At 68.9% G+C, this 18160-nt stretch carries 18 protein-coding genes and 1 rRNA gene; 18 read left to right on the forward strand and 1 reads right to left on the reverse strand.

Annotated elements, in window-relative coordinates; genetic code table 11:
• The first annotated feature begins 125 nt into the window (after positions 1-125).
• A 5S ribosomal RNA gene (gene rrf, locus D6T64_RS06235) occupies positions 126-242 on the forward strand.
• Positions 243-426: 184 nt separating this feature from the next.
• Here the strand turns inward: rrf and D6T64_RS06240 are convergent.
• Positions 427-1041, reverse strand: coding sequence for a TetR/AcrR family transcriptional regulator (locus D6T64_RS06240; RefSeq protein ID WP_119973245.1), 615 nt, complete (start codon positions 1039-1041; stop codon positions 427-429).
• Between the two features lie 123 nt (positions 1042-1164).
• On the opposite strand from D6T64_RS06240, the gene paaA reads away from it, so the two are divergent.
• The 17 genes from paaA (at position 1165) to D6T64_RS06330 (ending at position 18158) form a co-directional block, all read left to right on the forward strand.
• Positions 1165-2142, forward strand: a complete 978-nt coding sequence (gene paaA / locus D6T64_RS06245) for a 1,2-phenylacetyl-CoA epoxidase subunit PaaA (protein ID WP_119973247.1) — start codon at positions 1165-1167, stop codon at positions 2140-2142.
• Positions 2139-2444 carry a 1,2-phenylacetyl-CoA epoxidase subunit PaaB gene (gene paaB, locus D6T64_RS06250; protein ID WP_119973249.1) on the forward strand — a complete coding sequence of 102 codons (306 nt, stop codon included), beginning with the start codon at positions 2139-2141 and terminating at the stop codon, positions 2442-2444. The genes paaA and paaB overlap by 4 nt, the downstream gene beginning before the upstream one ends.
• Positions 2441-3190, forward strand: a complete 750-nt coding sequence (gene paaC, locus D6T64_RS06255; protein ID WP_119973251.1) for a 1,2-phenylacetyl-CoA epoxidase subunit PaaC — start codon at positions 2441-2443, stop codon at positions 3188-3190. The genes paaB and paaC overlap by 4 nt, the downstream gene beginning before the upstream one ends.
• On the forward strand, positions 3187-3756 hold the full coding sequence (paaD, locus tag D6T64_RS06260) for a 1,2-phenylacetyl-CoA epoxidase subunit PaaD (protein ID WP_377012532.1): 570 nt from the start codon (positions 3187-3189) through the stop codon (positions 3754-3756). Before paaC ends, paaD begins: the two co-directional genes overlap by 4 nt.
• Positions 3753-4865 (forward strand): 1,2-phenylacetyl-CoA epoxidase subunit PaaE, encoded by a 1113-nt coding sequence (gene paaE / locus D6T64_RS06265; protein ID WP_233550870.1) that lies wholly within the window; start codon positions 3753-3755, stop codon positions 4863-4865. The genes paaD and paaE overlap by 4 nt, the downstream gene beginning before the upstream one ends.
• Positions 4866-4888: 23 nt before the next feature.
• The gene (locus D6T64_RS06270) at positions 4889-5662 is read left to right on the forward strand and encodes an enoyl-CoA hydratase/isomerase family protein (RefSeq protein WP_119973258.1); all 774 of its coding nucleotides are present in this window, start codon (positions 4889-4891) and stop codon (positions 5660-5662) included.
• Between the two features lie 76 nt (positions 5663-5738).
• Positions 5739-6476 (forward strand): GAF and ANTAR domain-containing protein, encoded by a 738-nt coding sequence (locus D6T64_RS06275; protein ID WP_119973260.1) that lies wholly within the window; start codon positions 5739-5741, stop codon positions 6474-6476.
• Between the two features lie 17 nt (positions 6477-6493).
• On the forward strand, positions 6494-7219 hold the full coding sequence (locus tag D6T64_RS06280; RefSeq protein ID WP_119973262.1) for a GAF and ANTAR domain-containing protein: 726 nt from the start codon (positions 6494-6496) through the stop codon (positions 7217-7219).
• Positions 7220-7259: 40 nt separating this feature from the next.
• A complete protein-coding gene (locus D6T64_RS22560) occupies positions 7260-7925 on the forward strand; it encodes a hypothetical protein (protein WP_158594833.1) in 666 nt (221 codons plus the stop codon).
• A gap of 191 nt (positions 7926-8116) precedes the next feature.
• On the forward strand, positions 8117-8812 hold the full coding sequence (locus D6T64_RS06295; protein WP_119973268.1) for a YcnI family copper-binding membrane protein: 696 nt from the start codon (positions 8117-8119) through the stop codon (positions 8810-8812).
• A gap of 4 nt (positions 8813-8816) precedes the next feature.
• A complete protein-coding gene (locus tag D6T64_RS06300) occupies positions 8817-9479 on the forward strand; it encodes a copper resistance CopC family protein (RefSeq protein ID WP_119973270.1) in 663 nt (220 codons plus the stop codon).
• Positions 9480-9673: 194 nt separating this feature from the next.
• Positions 9674-11593, forward strand: coding sequence for a DNA helicase RecQ (gene recQ / locus D6T64_RS06305; protein WP_119973345.1), 1920 nt, complete (start codon positions 9674-9676; stop codon positions 11591-11593).
• Between the two features lie 388 nt (positions 11594-11981).
• Entirely contained in the window at positions 11982-14081 is a 2100-nt protein-coding gene (locus D6T64_RS06310; protein ID WP_119973272.1) for an acyl-CoA dehydrogenase family protein, read from the forward strand.
• A gap of 245 nt (positions 14082-14326) precedes the next feature.
• On the forward strand, positions 14327-15289 hold the full coding sequence (locus D6T64_RS06315) for an ABC transporter ATP-binding protein (RefSeq protein WP_119973274.1): 963 nt from the start codon (positions 14327-14329) through the stop codon (positions 15287-15289).
• Positions 15286-16146: an ABC transporter permease gene (locus tag D6T64_RS06320; protein WP_119973276.1), complete on the forward strand. Its 861-nt coding sequence runs from the start codon at positions 15286-15288 to the stop codon at positions 16144-16146. The genes D6T64_RS06315 and D6T64_RS06320 overlap by 4 nt, the downstream gene beginning before the upstream one ends.
• Before the next feature lie 24 nt (positions 16147-16170).
• The gene (locus D6T64_RS06325) at positions 16171-17475 is read left to right on the forward strand and encodes a sensor histidine kinase (protein ID WP_119973278.1); all 1305 of its coding nucleotides are present in this window, start codon (positions 16171-16173) and stop codon (positions 17473-17475) included.
• Complete coding sequence (locus D6T64_RS06330; RefSeq protein ID WP_119973280.1) at positions 17472-18158, forward strand: response regulator; 687 nt, start codon at positions 17472-17474, stop codon at positions 18156-18158. The genes D6T64_RS06325 and D6T64_RS06330 overlap by 4 nt, the downstream gene beginning before the upstream one ends.
• Positions 18159-18160 lie beyond the last annotated feature (2 nt).

The following is an 18160-nucleotide window of genomic DNA, read 5'->3' on the forward strand; positions in this document are numbered from 1 at the left end:
AACACTACAGTTTGAATAAGCTGCATGCGTCCACTATGTGGTTCTCGATGTACGGTCGAGAACAACGCTCCTTGTCAAGGGGAGCTCTATAACTAAAAATATAGATTCGATTCATCGGAAGATGTTTCGGCGGCTATAGCAAGAGGGAAACGCCCGGTCACATTCCGAACCCGGAAGCTAAGACTCTTTGCGCCGATGGTACTGCAGGGGGGACCCTGTGGGAGAGTAGGACACCGCCGGACTTAACTTGAAACACCAGAAAGGCCACCCGCAAGGGTGGCCTTTTTTGGTTTAACCGGCGCACAGATTTCGCNGAAACACCAGAAAGGCCACCCGCAAGGGTGGCCTTTTTTGGTTTAACCGGCGCACAGATTTCGCGAGTGAGCAAAAAATGCACCACCCAAGCCCGGGAAGTGCAAAAAGTGCTCACTCGCGAGAGGTCGACGGGGTGCGAAGGCCGTTGAGCGCGAGGGCGAGCACGTCGTCGGCGAGGTGGGCGGCATCCGCTGGGCCGGTGGGCTGGTACCACTCGGTGAGGGAGTTGACCATGCCGAAGAGCAGGCGGGTCACGGTGGCAGGATCGATGTCGGCTCGGAGCGAGCCCGCGTCGCGGGCGGCGCTGACGAGCAGCGCCACGCTTCGGTCGAACGACTTTCGGCGTGTGAGGGCGTCGCGTTCCGTCGGGCTGTTTCCGCGCACGCGCAGCAACAGCGTGACGTAGGGCAGGCGGTCGGCCAGCATCAGCACCGCTCCGCGGAGCACGTGCGAGAGCCGATCGATGGCTGGCCCGGTCGTGGCGGCCGGCTCGAGGAGCAGCTCTTCGAGGCCGCCGAGGGCGTGGTTGAGCGCGAACTGCAGCAGCTCTTCTTTCGACGAGAAGTGATGGTAAATCGCAGCCTTGGAGAGGTTCAGGCGGGATGCCAGGACTCCCATCGAGGTGGCGTCGTAACCGTGCTCGTTGAAGGCCAGCACCGCGATCTCGAGGATCGCAGCTCGGTCGTAACCCGGTCGCCCGCGCTTGGGGGTGCTCAGATCCGACATGGTCCCTCAGTCTCTTGGTCCGGAACGGGCTCTCGCCCGGCACGGGGTTGCTGCGCCGAGTCCGGCCTGCCTATACTAACTGAACGATCGGTTAGTAAAGCAGTGCGAACCCGGGAGTCAACGATGACAGCATCCGTCGAAGAGCAGCAGTTCACCGACCTGATCGCCGCCGATTCGCGCATCGAACCGCGTGACTGGATGCCCGACGCCTACCGCAAGACCCTGGTGCGGCAGATCTCCCAGCACGCGCACTCCGAAATCATCGGCATGCAGCCCGAGTCCAACTGGATCACCCGCGCTCCAAGCCTGAAGCGCAAGGCGATCCTCATTGCCAAGGTGCAGGACGAAGCCGGCCATGGCCTCTATCTCTACTCCGCCGCACAGACCCTCGGCACGAGCCGGGACGAGATGACGGATGCCCTGATCGCCGGCCGAGCGCGGTACTCGTCGATCTTCAACTATCCGGCGCCGAGTTGGGCCGACATAGGCAGCATCGGCTGGCTGGTCGACGGCGCGGCCATCTGCAACCAGGTGCCGCTCTGCCGGGCGAGCTACGGCCCGTACGGGCGGGCGATGGTGCGCATCTGCAAGGAAGAGTCCTTCCACCAGCGGCAGGGTTTTGAGATCCTGCTCGAGCTCATGCAGGGCACGGCGGCACAGCGCGAGATGGCCCAGGAGTCGGTCAACCGCTGGTACTGGCCCGCCCTGATGATGTTCGGCCCGCCCGACGACGACTCGCCCAACTCGGCCCAGTCAATGAAATGGAAGATCAAACGCCACTCCAACGACGAACTGCGCCAGCGCTTCGTGAACATGCTCGTGCCTCAGGCCGCCGTGCTCGGGGTCACCCTGCCCGACCCCGACCTGCGCTTCAACGAGGCGACCCAGCTATACGACCTCGGCGAGATCGACTGGACCGAGTTTCACGAGGTGCTCGCCGGCCGCGGCCCCGCGAACGCCCAGCGCCTCCAGCGTCGCAGGGACGCCCACGACGACGGCCGCTGGGTGCGCGAAGCCGCCGCAGCGTACGCCCACAAAATGGCCGCCAAACCCGCAACGGACACTGCTGACGCCGACGTTCCGAACGAAGCAGCATCATGACCACGCCCGGCGAGTCCGCATCCGAAACCTGGCCGCTCTGGGAGGTCTTCGTGCGCCCCGGCCGTGGGCTCAGCCACGTGCACGTCGGATCCCTGCACGCGCCCGACGAAGCCCTCGCCGTGCGCAACGCCCGTGACCTGTATACCCGTCGCAGTGAGGGTGTCTCGGTCTGGGTCGTCCCGGCTGCAGCGATCACCACGAGCGACCCCGACGCCAAGGGCGCCTTCTTCGAGTCGCCTGCCGGCAAGGACTATCGCCACGCGAGCCACTACTCCGCCAGTAATGGGGTGAAGCACCTGTGAGCGTCGCATCCGCTGATGTGGCCGAATACGCCACCTGGCTCGGCGACGACTCCCTGATTCTCGCCCAGCGCCTCGGCGAACTCATCTCCCGCGCCCCCGAACTCGAGGAGGACGTGGCCCTCGGCAATATCGCCCTTGACCTGCTGGGCCACGCCCGGTCCCTGCTGCAGTACGCGGGAACGGCTACCGCCCAGAACGAAGACGACCTCGCCTACTGGCGCACAGAACCCGATTTTCGCTCGGCGCACCTGATGGAACAGCCGAACGGCGACTTCGCACACGTGATCGCGCGCCAGCTCGTCAGCGCCCACTACCTGTACGAGCTCTACGCCCGGCTGCAGGCATCCGCCGACCTCACCCTCGCCGCCATCGCCGCGAAGGCCGTGAAAGAGGTCAATTACCACCGCGACCACGCGGCGCAATGGACGCTGCGGCTCGCCCTCGGCACCGACGAGTCCCGGCGGCGCATGGTCGCCGCCCTCAGCGATGTCTGGCCCTACGTCGACGAGCTGTTCCGCGACGAACCATTCATCGACCGCCTCGACGGTATCGCCGCGCGGCCCTCCACCCTGCGCACGGCCTTCGACGCGGCGATCGAGCCGGTGCTCGCCGAGGCCGATCTCGCGGTGCCCCGCGGGTTCACCGCCGCCGGCGGCGGCCGCCGGGGCGTGCACTCCGAGCACCTCGCGTTCGTGCTCGCCGAAATGCAGGTGCTCACCCGCGCCCACCCCGGTGCGAAATGGTGACCACCACGAACCCGCTCGAGAACCGGCCCGCGGCCCTGCTCGAGGCCATCGCGCGGCCGCGGCCGACGGATGCCGCCTCCCGCCGAGCCTGGGCCCTCGCCGCCACGGTCACCGACCCCGAACTGCCGGTGCTGACCATCGAAGACCTCGGCGTGTTGCGCTCGGCGAGCGTCGTCGACGGGCACGTCACCGTCACGCTCACTCCGACCTACAGCGGATGCCCCGCGATGCACGCCATGCAGGCCGACGTTGCGGCCGTCCTGCGCGCGGCCGGGTACGCATCCGTCGTTGTGCGCCTCGTACTCAGCCCGGCCTGGTCCACCGATTGGATGAGCGCGGCCGGCGCGGCGAAATTGCGCGAGTACGGCATCGCCCCGCCCGCCGGCCACGCCGCCGCGCGCCCGTCCGGTCCCGCCGGGCCCCTGAGGGTCAGCCTCTCGGTGAAATGCCCGCGCTGCTCCTCGCTCAACACGAGCGAACTGACGCGGTTCGGGTCGACCTCCTGCAAATCCCTCTGGCAATGCCGCGACTGCCTCGAGCCGTTCGACTATTTCAAGGTGCTGTGACCGTGGTTACGACCCCCACCCGGCACCGCGCCCGATTCCACACGCTGGCCGTCGCCGAGGTGCGCCCGCTCACCGCCGACAGCGTCGAGGTGACCTTCGCCGTGCCGCCGCAGCTCGAGGGCGAGTTCGACTACCTGCCGGGGCAGCACCTCGCCCTGCGCGCGACCATCGACGGCCAGGAGCTGCGCCGCAGTTACTCGATCTGCCGCCCGTGCACCCCGGGAACGATCAGCGTCGCCATCAAACGTGACCTCGGCGGAGTCTTCTCGAGCTGGGCCAACACCGACCTCTGCGCAGGTGACCGGCTCGACGTGATGAGCCCGCAGGGCAGCTTCACCACGGCGCTGCCCACACTCGAGAACACGCACCTTGCCGGGATTGCCGCCGGCTCCGGCATCACGCCGCTGATGGCGCTCGCGCAGACCGTGCTCGCGGCATCCGCCACCTCGCGGTTCACGCTCGTCTACACGAACCGCACCGCCCTCGACGTGATGTTCCTCGACGAGCTCGCCGATCTCAAAGACCGTCACCCCACCCGGCTCGCGCTCTACCACGTGCTTTCCCGCGAACAACGGTCGTCGCAGCTGCTCAGCGGGCGCATCGATGAGGCGAAGCTCCGGCGCATGCTCGACACGATCCTGCGCCCCGGCACGATCGACGAATGGTTTCTGTGTGGGCCGTTCGACCTCGTGCAGCTGTGCCGGGACACCCTCGATGACGTCGGCGTCGCCCGCGCACACGTGCGTTTCGAACTGTTCACCACCGGCGACCCGACCACCATCACCCCACCCCCAGGCCGCCCCGGTCTCGTCTCCGCCGGCGACCAGACCGTGGAGATCGAGTTCACCCTCGACGGCCAGACGGCCACCGTCACCACCCCGGTCAACGCGCGGGAGAGCATTCTGAGCGCAGCCCTGCGCGTGCGACCCGACGTACCCTTCGCCTGCGCGGGCGGAGTCTGCGGCACCTGCCGCGCCAGCCTCATCAGCGGTGACGTCACGATGACCGAGAACTACGCCCTCGAACCCGACGAGATCGCCCGCGGCTACCTGCTCACCTGCCAGTCCCACCCCACCACCGCCCGGGTCAGCGTCAACTACGACGTGTGACCCCTCCTCTCTGAACGGATGCCGTGATCGAACTCACGATAACCAACGACGTCGCCCACGTGGTGCTGAACGCGCCCGCGACCCTGAACGCCCTCGACGCGGCGGGTATCCGCGAACTCACCGAGGCCTACACCGCGGCCGAGGCCGCCGGCGTGCGCGCGCTGGTGCTGCGCGGCGCGGGCCGGGCTTTCTGCGCCGGCCGCGACATCTCGGCAGTCGACCCGCGCACCGACGACGTGCGGGCCTACCTCGGCGGGCTGGTCGCCCCGCTGCTCGAGCTCATGAGCCGGTTTCCCGCGCCGACCTTCGCCGCTGCGCACGGAGCGTGCCTCGGCGTGGGCCTCGGCCTGCTGATTGCGACGGATGTCGTCTACGTCGCCGATACCGCGAAGGTCGGTTCGCCGTTCGCGAACCTCGGCGCGACCCTCGACTCCGGCGGGCATGCTCTGTTCGTGGAACGCCTCGGCGCGCACCGCACCCTCGACCTGATCTACTCCGGCCGCCTGATGACCGGCGCCGAGGCCGTTGCCGGCGGCCTGTTCAGCCAGGTTTTCCCCGCGGTCGAGCTGACGGATGCGACGAACGCCGCCGCGACCCGCGCGGCCGCGGGCGCAACCCGGGCCTTCCTCGCGAGCAAAGCGCTGGTGCACGCGCTGCGCGACGAACGGCTCGGCCTGTGGCAGAGCATGGCGGCGGAGACGGCCGCCCAGGTCGCGCTCGGCGACACCGCGGACTACCGCGAAGGGTTTTCCGCCTTCCAGCAGAAGCGTTCCCCCTCTTTCACGGGCCGCCCCTGATAATCTGGCAGTCGGGCTAATCTGACAGTCGGGCAACGCCCCCGACAGGTTTTCCGGGCGGATCGATAGGCGGGCAATGACGGAACGTTTTCTGGGAGCGGTCGCGGCGTTGACCGCATCCGTCGGCCACGAATCGGCCATGTTCGGGCCGTTCCTCACGGTGCTCCCCGTCGACGGCATCGCCATTTCCACCCTCGGCGATTTTCTCGGTTCCGAGACCGTCTCGGCCAGCGATTCCCTCGCGGTACGGCTCGACGAAATGCAGTTCGATTTCGGTGAAGGCCCCTGCTGGGATGCCATGGCCGGTGCCGAGCCCGTGCTCGAGCCCGATGTTCGGCACCATCCGTCACGGGTCTGGCCGGCTTTTTCGGAGGCCATCCAGGGCGAGAACCTCGGCGCGATTTTCGCGTTCCCGCTGCGCATGGGCCACCTCAAACTCGGCGCAATCGACCTCTACACGGCAAGGCCCGGTGAGCTCAGCGAGCTGCACGTGCGCCAGACGGTCGCGCTGGCAACCGTCGTGAGCAGGCTCGTCCTGCTGCGCGCCTTCCGGCTCGCCTCCGAATTCAACCCGGTCGAAGCGAGCGACCAGCTTTCCCGACGTGCCGTGCACCAGGCCACCGGCATGGTGCTCATCCAATTGCAAATTCCGGCAGCGGATGCCCGTCTCATCATTCAGGGCCACGCATTTTCTGCAGGCCGGTCCATGCTGGAGGTAGCAGAGGACATCATCAACGGAAAACTCAATTTCCTCGATGAGAACGGTGCTGATCACAATGAGAACGGCGCTGATGAGAACGAACAGCGCTCATGAACGAAGCAAGGATTGACATGATTGCCCACACGCGAGAAGACATACTGATCGACACGTTCGCGACCCTGGCCGACACCCTCGTCGCCGGGTATGACGTGGTCGACCTGCTGCAAACGCTGGTCGAGAACTGCCATACCCTCTTTGATATCTCCGCTGCCGGCATCCTCCTGGCCGATGAGGTCGGGGAACTGCACGTGGTTGCGTCGACGAGTGAGGCGAGCCGCCTCGTCGAGATGATGCAGCTGAGCGCCCAGGCGGGCCCCTGTGTCGAGTGCTTCCGCACCGGCCGGGTCGTGTCGCTGCCCAACATCGACGACAGTCCGGTCGCCTGGGTGCGTTTTCGCGACAGCGCCCGGGCCGAGGGCTTCGCGTCCGTCTACGCAATTCCGCTGCGCCTGCGTAAAACCACGATCGGCGCCCTCAACCTGCTGCGGGACAGCCCCGGCGAACTGCGCCAGCAGGACGTGCGCGCCGCGCAGGCCCTCGCCGATGTCGCGACCATCGGCATCCTGCATGAACGCACCGTGCGCGAGAGCAAAACCGTGCGGGACCAGCTCAGCGCCGCGCTGAACTCCCGTGTCGTGATCGAGCAGGCGAAGGGCGTCATCGCCTACACCCACGGCATCCCGATGGACGAGGCCTTCACCGTGCTGCGCAGCTACGCCCGTTCCAACCAGCTGATGCTGTCCGAGGTCGCCGAACGCCTCGTCGACCGCACCCTCACCATCCCCCGGCCCGACTAGGCTGGACCACTACGGTTTCACCACTATTACTCTCACCACTATGACTCTGAAGGCAGGGGGCGACATGACCTCACGCTGGGCGCGTTTCGCTCGCGGCTGGGTCGTTGCCGTTTTCGCGACCCTGGTCGCCGCGCTCTCGCACACCCTCGGCGGCGGCGCCGCCCCCTCGGTGCTCGCCGTGGTCGTCTCCCTCGCCTTCGCCGGCATGATCTGCGTCGGCCTCTCCGGCCGCACCATCTCGGCCGCGCGCCTGACCCTCGCGGTCGTGCTGAGCCAGGTCATCTTCCATACCCTGTTCAGCTTCGGCGGTGCCGGCGGCGCCCTCACGACGGATGCCGCCGCCACGGCCGGACTCCACGGCCACCTGGCCTCCCCCACCGTTTCCGCCGTGCTCCCGGGTGCCGAGGCCGCCGCGCACAGCGGCCACGCCGGCTGGATGATGTGGCTCGCCCACCTCGCCGCGGCTGTCGTCACCGTGCTGGCCCTGCGGCACGGGGAACGCGCGTTCTGGGGGCTGCTCGCGAACGCGCGCTTCGGCATCCGCTCGCTCGCTGCAGTGCGCAGGTCGATGCGCGTGCCGGTGGCCGTGCCGGCCCTGCTGCGCTACGCGCCCATGACCGCGGGCGTGCCCGCACCGCGCGACCTCGGCGTTTTCCTGGTGACCCGGCCGCACCGCGGGCCGCCGGTCTACGCACTCTGCGCCTGATCTGCGCCTAATCCGCGCCCAGGTTCGCGCCCTCACCGGCGCCTGATTTCCACAGTTGCCCGGCCCCGCCGCACCCGCGCGCGCGACGCCGCGTGCGCTGACACCAGACTTTTTCGGCCGTCGCACCGAACACCCAGTAGTGACCGGGCGACGACCCACGCAGCAGCACCCCAAATCAAGGGAAAAAATCCATGAAGCGTTCATCCATCACCCTCGCCGCAGCGGTCGCCGCCGGCGCCTTCCTCGCACTGTCGGCGCCGCTCGCCGCGAGCGCCCACGTCTCGGTCGAGCCCGCCTCCACCGCTGCCGGCTCGTACACCGTGCTCACCTTCTCCAACGCGCACGGCTGCGACGGATCGCCGACCACCGGCATCACCATCGACATCCCCGAAGGCATCGACAGCGTGTCGCCGACCATCAACCCGGGCTGGACCGCCGCGAAGGTCATGGACGGCGACCGTGTCGGCCAGGTCACCTACACGGCCGAGACCCCGCTCGAAGACGGCTACCGCACGACCTTCGCGCTGAGCCTGCAGCTGCCGGCCGACGCCGAGGGCGAGACCCTGGCGTTCCCCGTGCTGCAGAGCTGCGAGATCGGCGAGACCAGCTGGAGCGAGGCCACGGTCGAGGGCGAAGAGGAGCCGGCGCACCCGGCGCCGGTGATCACCGTGACCGAGGCGAGCGCCGACGAGCACGGCCACAGCGACGCAACCGCCGCGAGCACGGATGACCACGCCGACACCGCGACGACCGAGACCACCGCCGCCGGATCTGCCAGCAGCACCTCCGGCGACGTGCTCGCCCGAGTGCTCGGAATCGGCGGCCTCGCCGTCGGTGCCGTCGGCATCGTGCTCGCCGTGACCGCCCGCCGCAAGACGCAGGCCTAGGCCCGTGACGAACGCCACGATGCCGACCGTCCCGGTGCGCCGCCTGCCCGCAGCTCTCGGGGTGATCGGTCTCGTGGCGTTCGCGCTGCTGTCGGGGTGGTCGGCCGCCCCGGCCGCGGCGCACAACTATCTGGTGTCCTCCTCACCCGAAGACGGCGCGGTGGTCACCGAGCAGCCCGGCCTCATCTCGGTCACCACGAACGACGCCCTGCTCGACCTTGACGGCACCGGTGCCGGCAGCGCCATCCAGGTCAGCGGCCCGAGCGACGCTCCCCTTTATTACGGCGACGGATGCGTCTCCGTCGCCGGTGCGACCGCCGAAACCACCGCAGAGCTCGGGCAGGCGGGGGAGTACACCGTGACCTGGCAGGTCGTCTCGACCGATGGGCATCCGATCTCGGACACCCTCACGTTCGACTGGCAGCCAGCCGCGGGGCAAGCGCTCGCCGAGGGTGCTGCGACCGTGCCCGACTGCGGAGCAACCAGCGATTCCGACAGCGCCGCTGACACCGGCGCATCCGCCACGGACTCCGATGCCACGGACTCCGGCGACACCGGCTCCGCAGCGGATGCCGGTCTCGGTGACGCCGCGTGGATCCTCGCGGCGCTCGGCACCGTCGGCATCGTCGTGACCGTCACCGTGCTGGTGCTGCGCCGACGCGCCTGACGACGGTGCCGGCCGGGAGGATGGTCAGCGGCACTGGGTAGGCTTGCGGGGTGAGTTGGAATGGCGAGAGCGTGCGGCAACCGGACAACAGTGAACCCATCGATTCCGGCGCGCCGGACGAGTGGGACGGGCCCGACGATCTCGACGCCCCTGAGGATTTTGATGCGCCGCCGCCGCCCGACTACGGCGGCGGCATGTCGGCGTACGGCTCCGGCAATTCGACCCCCGCGACGGGCCAGGCCGTTCTGACGCGGCCGGCCCAACCGGCCCGGCCCGTGCGCGCGGCGACCGAGAAGTTCGCGACCGCGGCCGAGGCGCTGCACACCGTCTTCGGTTTTGACTCCTTCCGCGGCGACCAGGCCGAGATCATCGACCAGCTCATCGCCGGCAACGACGCGGTGGTGCTCATGCCCACCGGTGGCGGCAAGAGCCTCTGCTACCAGATTCCCGCGCTCGTGCGTCCCGGCACCGGCATTGTGGTGTCGCCGCTGATCGCCCTCATGCAGGACCAGGTCGACGCCCTGACCGCCGTCGGTGTGCGGGCCGAGTTCCTCAACTCCAGTCAGGACTCCCAGACCCGCAACCAGGTCGAGCGCGATTACCTGAACGGCGACCTCGACCTGCTCTACGTCGCCCCCGAGCGGCTCTCCTCCGAGGCCACCAAACGGTTCCTCGAGCGCGGCACCATCGGCCTGTTCGCCATCGACGAAGCGCACTGCGTGTCGCAGTGGGGCCACGACTTTCGCCCGGACTACCTCGCCCTGTCGGAGCTCGCCGACCGCTGGCCCGACGTGCCGCGCATCGCGCTCACCGCCACGGCGACCGACGCCACCCACACGGAGATCACCACCCGGCTGCAGCTCGGCGACGCCAAGCACTTCGTGGCGAGCTTCGACCGTCCCAACATCCAGTACCGCATCGTGGCCAAGAACGAGGTGCGCAAACAGCTGCTCTCCTTCATCAAGACCGAGCACTCCGGCGACGCCGGCATCGTCTACGCGCTCAGCCGCAAGACCGTCGAGCAGACCGCCGAGTTTTTGAAGGCCAACGGCGTCAACGCGCTGCCCTACCACGCGGGCCTCGAGGCCGGTCTGCGGGCCCGCACCCAGAGCCGGTTCCTGCGTGAGGAGGGCGTGGTCATCGTCGCGACGATCGCGTTCGGTATGGGCATCGACAAGCCCGACGTGCGCTTCGTCGCCCACATCGACCTGCCCAAATCGGTCGAGGGCTACTACCAAGAGACCGGTCGCGCCGGCCGCGACGGCGCCCCCGCCAACGCCTGGCTCGCTTACGGCCTGCAAGACGTCGTGCAGCAGCGCCGTATGATCGACCAGTCCGAAGGCGACCTGGCGCACCGCCGCACGCTCTCCGGCCACCTCGACGCCATGCTCGCGCTCTGCGAAACCGTCGACTGCCGCCGCGTCAACCTGCTGCGCTACTTCGGCCAGACCAGCACGCCGTGCGGCAACTGCGACACCTGCCTCAACCCGCCCGAGGCCTGGGACGGCACCATCCCCGCGCAGAAACTGCTCTCCACGATCGTGCGCCTGCTGCGTGAGCGCAACCAGAAGTTCGGCGCCGGCCACCTCATCGACATCCTGCGCGGCAAGGAGACTCCGCGCGCCACCCAGTACAGCCACACCGAGCTGAAGACCTGGGGCATCGGCGCCGACCTTAGCGACCAGCAGTGGCGCGGCGTCGTGCGGCAGATGCTCGCCCAGGGGCTGCTTGCCACGAGCGGTGAATACGGCACCCTCGTGCTGACGGATGCCGCGGCATCCGTTCTCGGCGGAACCCGCTCGGTGCAGCTGCGCACCGAACCCGACCGGCCGCTGCGCCGTACCCCCGCCGCGAAGAGCGCCGCCAAGGCCGGCGTCGCCGAGCTCACCGGCGAGCAGGAGACCCTGTTCCAGGCGCTGCGGGCCTGGCGCTCGGCGCAGTCGAAGGAGCAGGGCGTGCCCGCCTACATCGTCTTCGGCGACGCGACCCTGCTCGCGATCGCCACGGCGCGGCCCGGTTCGCTCGCCGCCCTCGACGGCATCACCGGCATCGGCGCGAAGAAGCTTGAGGCCTACGGCGAGGCCCTCGTTGAGGTTGTCGCCGCCAACGCCTGACGCGCCCCGTCCCCACCCCTTGCGCGGTCCTTCCGCCCGTGCGCGGGTGCTGCGCCGCTGCGCGGTACGTGCGCCAGCGAACGGATGCGTCAGGCTTGAGCTGCGCGGTACCTGCGCCGCTGCGCGGGTGTTGCGCCATCCCCGCAGTGTAGGGATGCGCCTGTGCGCCCTTGCGCCATCGCTCCGGGCGTGTGCCCCCGCGCGCGCCCACCCAGCTCCTTGTGGAGGAACGCCGACAGAATCCCGCAATGATTGTACAGAACCTACAAGACGGATGCCGCGCGCGGCATGCTCCGTTGTAGCCCCGGCACGCACCATTTCGCGCCCAGTGCTCGCGGTCCTAACGTGAGTCGAACATGCCCGCCGCGTGACACAGTTAGGACCAACGATGGTTGATACCGCCCAGCGCCCCGCTTCTTCCCCCGCTTCCGCGACCCCCGAGACCAGTGGCGACACCGGCCCCATCGCCCTGAACAGCGACCTCGCCGCAGCCCACGTCGACGTGGCCGCCCTTGGCCGCCAGCTGCTCGGCACCTGGGCCGATGTGCGCCTCGCCGCCCGCGAGGTTACTGCCCGCCCCGACATGCAGCGCATCGAAGGCCTGTCGATGGCCGACCACCGCTTGCGCGTGCTCGACCAGCTCAAGGTGCTCGCCGCGAACGGCCACGTGCACCGCGCCTTCCCGAAGTACCTCGGCGGCAGCGACGACCACGGCGGCAACATCGCCGGCTTCGAAGAGCTCGTCATTGCCGACCCGAGCCTGCAGATCAAGGGCGGCGTGCAGTGGGGCCTGTTCGGCGCCGCCGTGCTGCACCTCGGCACCAAGCCGCACCACGACAAGTACCTGCCCGGCATCATGGACCTCAGCGTGCCCGGCGCCTTCGCGATGACCGAGATCGGGCACGGCTCCGATGTCGCGAGCATCGGCACCACCGCGACCTTCGACGAGGAAACCTCCGAATTCGTCATCAACACCCCGTTCCGCGCCGCCTGGAAGGACTACCTCGGTAACGCCGCGAAAGACGGCATCGCCGCCGTGCTCTTCGCCCAGCTCATCACGCAGGGTGTCAACCACGGCGTGCACGCCTTCTACCTCCCGATCCGCGACGAGAACAACGAGTTCCTCCCCGGCATCGGTGGCGAGGACGACGGCCTCAAGGGTGGCCTGAACGGCATCGACAACGGCCGGCTGCACTTCGATAACGTGCGCATCCCGCGCGAAAACCTGCTCAACCGCTACGGCGACGTCGCCGCCGACGGCACCTACTCGAGTTCAATCAGCAGCCCCGGTCGCCGCTTCTTCACGATGCTCGGAACCCTGGTGCAGGGTCGAGTGTCGCTCGACGGCGCCGCCACCGCGGCATCCGCCCTCGCCCTCACGATCGCGATCACCTACGGCAGCCAGCGCCGCCAGTTCACCGCCGGCGACGCCGACGAAGAGGTCATCCTCGACTACCAGCGCCACCAGCGCCGTCTGTTTCCGCGGCTGGCTACGACGTACGCGCAGACCTTCGCGCACGACGAGTTCCTCGTCAAGTTCGACGAGGTCTTCAGCGGCAAGGCCGACACCGACGACGACCGGCAGGACCTCGAGACCCTCGCCGCCGCCCTCAAGCCGCTGAGTACCTGGCACGCACTCGACACCCTGCAGGAGGCCCGCGAAGCCTGCGGCGGCGCCGGATTCCTCGCCGAGAACCGCCTCGTCGGCCTGCGCGCCGACCTCGACGTCTACGCCACCTTCGAGGGCGACAACAACGTGCTGCTGCAGCTCGTGGCCAAACGCCTGCTCACCGACTTCAGTCGTAAATTCGCGTCAGCGGATGCCGGCGCCCTTGCCCGCTACGTCGTGCAGCAGGCCGCGGGGCGGGCCTACCACGGTTCCGGCCTCCGAACCCTCGCGCAGACCGTCACCGACTTCGGCTCCACCGCTCGCTCGGTCGGCGCCCTGCGCGACACCAACGTGCAGCGGGAGCTGCTCACCGACCGGGTCGAGACCATGATCGGCGAGGTCGCCGCACACCTGCGCTCGGCCACCAAGATGCCGAAGAAGCAGGCCGCCGCCCTGTTCAACTCGCACCAGAACGAGCTCATCGAAGCGGCCAAGGCGCACGCCGAGCTGCTGCAGTGGGAGGCATTCACCCGGGCCCTCGAGGCGACCGAAGACCCCGGCACCAAGCGGGTGCTGACCTGGCTGCGCGACCTGTTCGGCCTCGGCCTGGTCGAGAAGAACCTGGCCTGGTACCTGATCCACGGCCGGCTGTCGGGTCAGCGGGCGCTCTCGGTCACGGCTTACATCGACCGGCTGATCGCACGCATCCGCCCTCATGCCCAGGACCTCGTCGACGCCTTCGGCTACACGCAGGACCACCTGCGGGCGAGCATCAGCAGCGGCATCGAGCGCGAGCGCCAGGAGGAGGCCCGCGAGTACTACCGCGAGCAGCGCGCCTCGGGAACCGCTCCCCGCGCGGAGAAGCAGGCCAAGAAGTAGTCTCGCTCGACTGATCAATCGTCGCGGCACTCGTTCCAACGAGTGCCGCGAGAGCGAACGAGTGCCGCGACGCCCGGCTGCCGCGCGAACGAGTGCCGCGACGCCCAGCGAGTGCGCGTGGTACTCCGGTACCAGGGGGAGCGGTACGCGCGGTGCCCCAGGAGGACGCGCCGCGGCATCCGTCGCCCATACCGTGTGTTGTAGGGGCATTCCGTGCCCCACACCACAGTGGAATGAGGCAACGGATGATTCAGGCACAGTCCCTGACCAAACGCTACGGGAGCAAGACCGCGGTCGAGTCGATCGACTTCACGGTGCAGCCCGGCAAGGTGACCGGCCTGCTCGGCCCCAACGGCGCCGGCAAGTCGACGACGATGCGCATGGTCGTCGGCCTCGACCAGCCCACGAGTGGGTCTGTGATCGTCAACGGCAAGCCGTACCGCGAGCACAAGGCGCCGCTGCGGGAGGTCGGCGTGCTGCTCGACGCGAAGGCCGTGCACACCGGCCGCAGTGCCCATAACCACCTGCTCGCCCTCGCGGCGACGCACGGCATCCCCGCCAGCCGGGTGCGCGAGGTCATCGAGCTCACCGGCCTGCAGTCCGTCGCCCGCAAGCGCGTCGGTGGCTTCTCGCTCGGCATGGGCCAGCGCCTTGGCATCGCCGTCGCACTGCTCGGCGACCCGGCCACGCTGATCCTCGACGAGCCGGTCAACGGCCTCGATCCCGAAGGTGTCTTGTGGGTGCGCCACCTCACCCGAAGCCTCGCCGCCGAGGGCCGCACCGTCTTGCTGTCCTCACACCTGATGAGCGAGATGGCCCTCACGGCCGACCACCTGATCGTGCTCGGCCGCGGCAAAGTCATCGCCGACGCCCCCGTCGACGACATCATCAACGCATCGACCCGCAGCACGGTGCGCGTGCGCAGCCCCCGAGCCACCGATCTCGCCGCACTCTTCGCCCGGCCGAACGTCACCGTCACCTCCGTCGAACGCGACGTCCTCGAGATCGTCGGCGTCACCGCGGCCGAGATCGGCGACGCCGCCGCCGGCGCCGGCCTGCCACTGCACGAGCTGGCCCCGATCAGCGGGTCCCTCGAAGACGCCTACATGGCCCTCACCCAGGACGAGGTCGAGTACCGCACTGGCGGCGGCACCGCCGAACCCGAACCCGAGCGCTCCCCGAGCGAGCTGCAGGAGGTAGCACGATGAGCACCCTCACCGCCCAGAACCCATCCGCGACGACGGATGCCGCCCCCGGCCTCCCCGCGCCCCTCCCCGCATCCGGTTCCGGCCTGAGCTTCGGCGGAATCCTGCGCTCCGAGTGGATCAAGCTGCGCAGCCTGCGCTCGACCGTCTGGTCCTTTGCCCTGGTCATCGTCGTGTCCCTGGGCATGGCGTTGCTGATGTCGACGCCCACGGCCAGCGTCGACAACATGGTGTTCCCCGAGGAACAGCAGCTCGGCATCGTGCTGAGTGCGACGACGTTCGGCATCTTCTTCGGCCAGATGATCGTCGCCGTTCTCGGAGTGATCTCCGTGACCGGTGAGTATTCCACCGGAATGATCAAGTCCACCCTCACCGCGGTACCCCGGCGGTTGCCGGCCCTCGCCGCCAAGATGATCGTCATGTTCGTCGCGACCTTCATCGTCGGCGTCATCAGTACCGTCGGATCGTATTTCGTCGCGTCGCTGCTGCTCGCCGGCAACGACATCAGCGCCGACCTGTTCGACCCGCTCCTTCTTCAGGGCGTGTTCGGCGGCGCGCTGTACCTCGGCCTGATCGCCGTTTTTGCCCAGGGCATCGGCGCCATCCTGCGCAGCAGCGCCGGCGGCATCGCCCTGGCGCTCGGAATCCTGCTGGTGCTCCCACTCGTGTTGAGCATGATCCCGGGCGAGTGGCCCGACGACGTCGGCCCGTACCTGCTCTCGAACGCCGGTGTGGAAATCTTCATGCAGACCGGGTTCAGCGTGATCGAGGAGTCCTGGCAGAACCTGCTCGTCACCCTCGGCTGGGTCGCCGTCAGCCTCGGCCTCGCCGGGCTGCTGCTCAAGTCGCGCGACGCCTAGGAGCCTGCCGCGTACAGTTTTACCATGAGCAGGCGTATCTTCTCCCCCGGGGGCCCCACGGCACCCGGGGGAGAGGTGCGTGCGGAGCTGCGTTCGGAGCTGCGCCTGCCCACCCCGCCCGGTGTCGCCCGCCGGTTTTGGGCCCGGCACCCCTGGCTGACGGATGTCGGCGTCGTCCTGTCCTATCTGCTGCCGATCCTGCTGCTCACCGGATCCCCGCCGGGAGGCCAGACGGTGCCGGAGCTCGTCAACCAGGGCGTCGTCGTGGTGGTCGTCAGCACCGCCCTGCTCTTTCGACGCCACGCGCCGCTGCTGGTACTCACCGTCTGCGCGGCCGGACTGTTCGTTTCTTACCCTGGATTCAGCCCGGTCGACACGGTTCCCCTGCTCATCGCCCTCTACGCGACGGCCGTCTACCGGGGCGCGGGTAGCGCCTGGATCGGGTTCGGGGCATCCGCTGTGGCCGGCTTCCTCGCCGCCCTCGTGCGCCCCGACGAGCTCGGCGAGGCGTGGATCCAAATCGGGTCGCAGTACGCCGTGACCATGCTGGCCGCCACCCTCATCGGGGTGAACGTCGGCAACCGCAAGCGTTATGTCACCGCGCTGCTCGACCTCGCCGCCCAACTCGCCGAAGAGCGCGACCGCCAGGCGCGCCTCGCCCGCATCGCCGAGCGGGCCCGCATCGCCCGCGAGATGCACGACGTCATCGCCCACAGCCTCTCGGTCATGGTCGCGCTCGCCGACGGCTCCGGCGCCGTCGCTGCGACCGATCCCGAGCGAGCGCAAACCGCCATGCGGGAGGTCGCCGCGACCGGCCGGGCGTCTCTCGCCGAGATGCGCCGCCTGCTGGGCGTGCTCACTGAGCCCGAGCCCGGCTCCGCCCCGTCAACGACGGATGCCCCGCCCGATTCCGCCCCGCCGCTGCGGCCCCAGCCGGGTATCGAACAACTGGCCGAATTGGTGGAATCGTTCCGGGCGGCGGGACTGCCGACGCGGCTCGAGATGGAGGGGCGTAGCCCCGACAACCCGGGCATGCAACTGGCCATCTACCGCATCGTGCAGGAATCCCTCACGAACGTGCTGCGCTATGCCGCGGGTTCAACCCTCGTCATCGCGCGGGTGCGCATGAATGCTGACCGGGTGGAGATCGTCGTCACCGACAACAGCGCGACCCCCACGACGCCGGCATCGCAGGGCTCGGGTCTCGGCCTGATCGGCCTGCAGGAACGGGTCGCCCTCTACGGCGGCACCCTGGCGGCCGGCCCCCGCGAGGGCGCCGGCTGGCAGGTTCGCGCGACCATGACCATCGACCCGGGGGAGCCCACATGACCGCGACGCACCCCACCCCGACGGGTATCCGCGTGCTGCTCGTCGACGACCAGCCGCTGCTGCGGATGGGCTTCCGCATGGTGCTCGATGCCGAGACCGACCTGACCGTGGTCGGCGAGGCCGGTGACGGTGCCGAGGCGATCCGGTTGGCGCACGCCCTGGTGCCCGACGTGATCCTGATGGACGTGCGCATGCCCGGCGTGGACGGCATCGAAGCGACCCGCCGCATCGTTTCGACCGGCTCGGCCTCCCGCATCGTCATCCTCACCACGTTCGACCTCGACGAGTACGCGTTCGGCGGCCTGAGGGCCGGAGCGAGCGGTTTTCTGCTCAAGAACGCCGAACCGAGCGAGCTCGTCGCGGCCATCCGCACGGTCGCCGGCGGCGAAGCATCCGTGTCCCCGCGCGTGACCCGGCGCATGCTTGAACTGTTCGGGTCCCAGCTGCCCTGCCCGGCGACGGATGCCGCCCCCGCGCCCGCCGACCGCCTCGCCGTGCTCACCGAGCGCGAACGCGAAGTGTTCCTCGCGATCGCCGAGGGCCTGTCGAACCCCGAGCTCGCCGCCCGCTTCTTTCTGTCGGAGTCGACGGTGAAGACCCATGTCGGGCGCATCCTGTTCAAGCTCGACTTGCGTGACCGGGTGCAGGCCGTGATCCTCGCCTACGACCTCGGCCTCGCCTGACG

It is taken from the genome of Cryobacterium melibiosiphilum, assembly GCF_003602235.1.
In the GTDB taxonomy this organism is placed as follows: Bacteria; Actinomycetota; Actinomycetes; order Actinomycetales; family Microbacteriaceae; genus Cryobacterium; species Cryobacterium melibiosiphilum.

What these genes read in the sequence shown, in the direction of transcription:
- D6T64_RS06280 (WP_119973262.1), top strand. Translation starts at nt 6,494, where the DNA reads ATGATTGCCCACACGCGAGAAGACATACTGATCGACACGTTCGCGACC.
- D6T64_RS06240 (WP_119973245.1), bottom strand. Translation starts at nt 1,041, where the DNA reads ATGTCGGATCTGAGCACCCCCAAGCGCGGGCGACCGGGTTACGACCGA.
- D6T64_RS06295 (WP_119973268.1), top strand. Translation starts at nt 8,117, where the DNA reads ATGAAGCGTTCATCCATCACCCTCGCCGCAGCGGTCGCCGCCGGCGCC.
- paaB (WP_119973249.1), top strand. Translation starts at nt 2,139, where the DNA reads ATGACCACGCCCGGCGAGTCCGCATCCGAAACCTGGCCGCTCTGGGAG.
- paaA (WP_119973247.1), top strand. Translation starts at nt 1,165, where the DNA reads ATGACAGCATCCGTCGAAGAGCAGCAGTTCACCGACCTGATCGCCGCC.
- D6T64_RS22560 (WP_158594833.1), top strand. Translation starts at nt 7,260, where the DNA reads ATGACTCTGAAGGCAGGGGGCGACATGACCTCACGCTGGGCGCGTTTC.
- recQ (WP_119973345.1), top strand. Translation starts at nt 9,674, where the DNA reads ATGTCGGCGTACGGCTCCGGCAATTCGACCCCCGCGACGGGCCAGGCC.
- D6T64_RS06275 (WP_119973260.1), top strand. Translation starts at nt 5,739, where the DNA reads ATGACGGAACGTTTTCTGGGAGCGGTCGCGGCGTTGACCGCATCCGTC.
- D6T64_RS06310 (WP_119973272.1), top strand. Translation starts at nt 11,982, where the DNA reads ATGGTTGATACCGCCCAGCGCCCCGCTTCTTCCCCCGCTTCCGCGACC.
- D6T64_RS06320 (WP_119973276.1), top strand. Translation starts at nt 15,286, where the DNA reads ATGAGCACCCTCACCGCCCAGAACCCATCCGCGACGACGGATGCCGCC.
- D6T64_RS06315 (WP_119973274.1), top strand. Translation starts at nt 14,327, where the DNA reads ATGATTCAGGCACAGTCCCTGACCAAACGCTACGGGAGCAAGACCGCG.
- D6T64_RS06330 (WP_119973280.1), top strand. Translation starts at nt 17,472, where the DNA reads ATGACCGCGACGCACCCCACCCCGACGGGTATCCGCGTGCTGCTCGTC.
- D6T64_RS06325 (WP_119973278.1), top strand. Translation starts at nt 16,171, where the DNA reads ATGAGCAGGCGTATCTTCTCCCCCGGGGGCCCCACGGCACCCGGGGGA.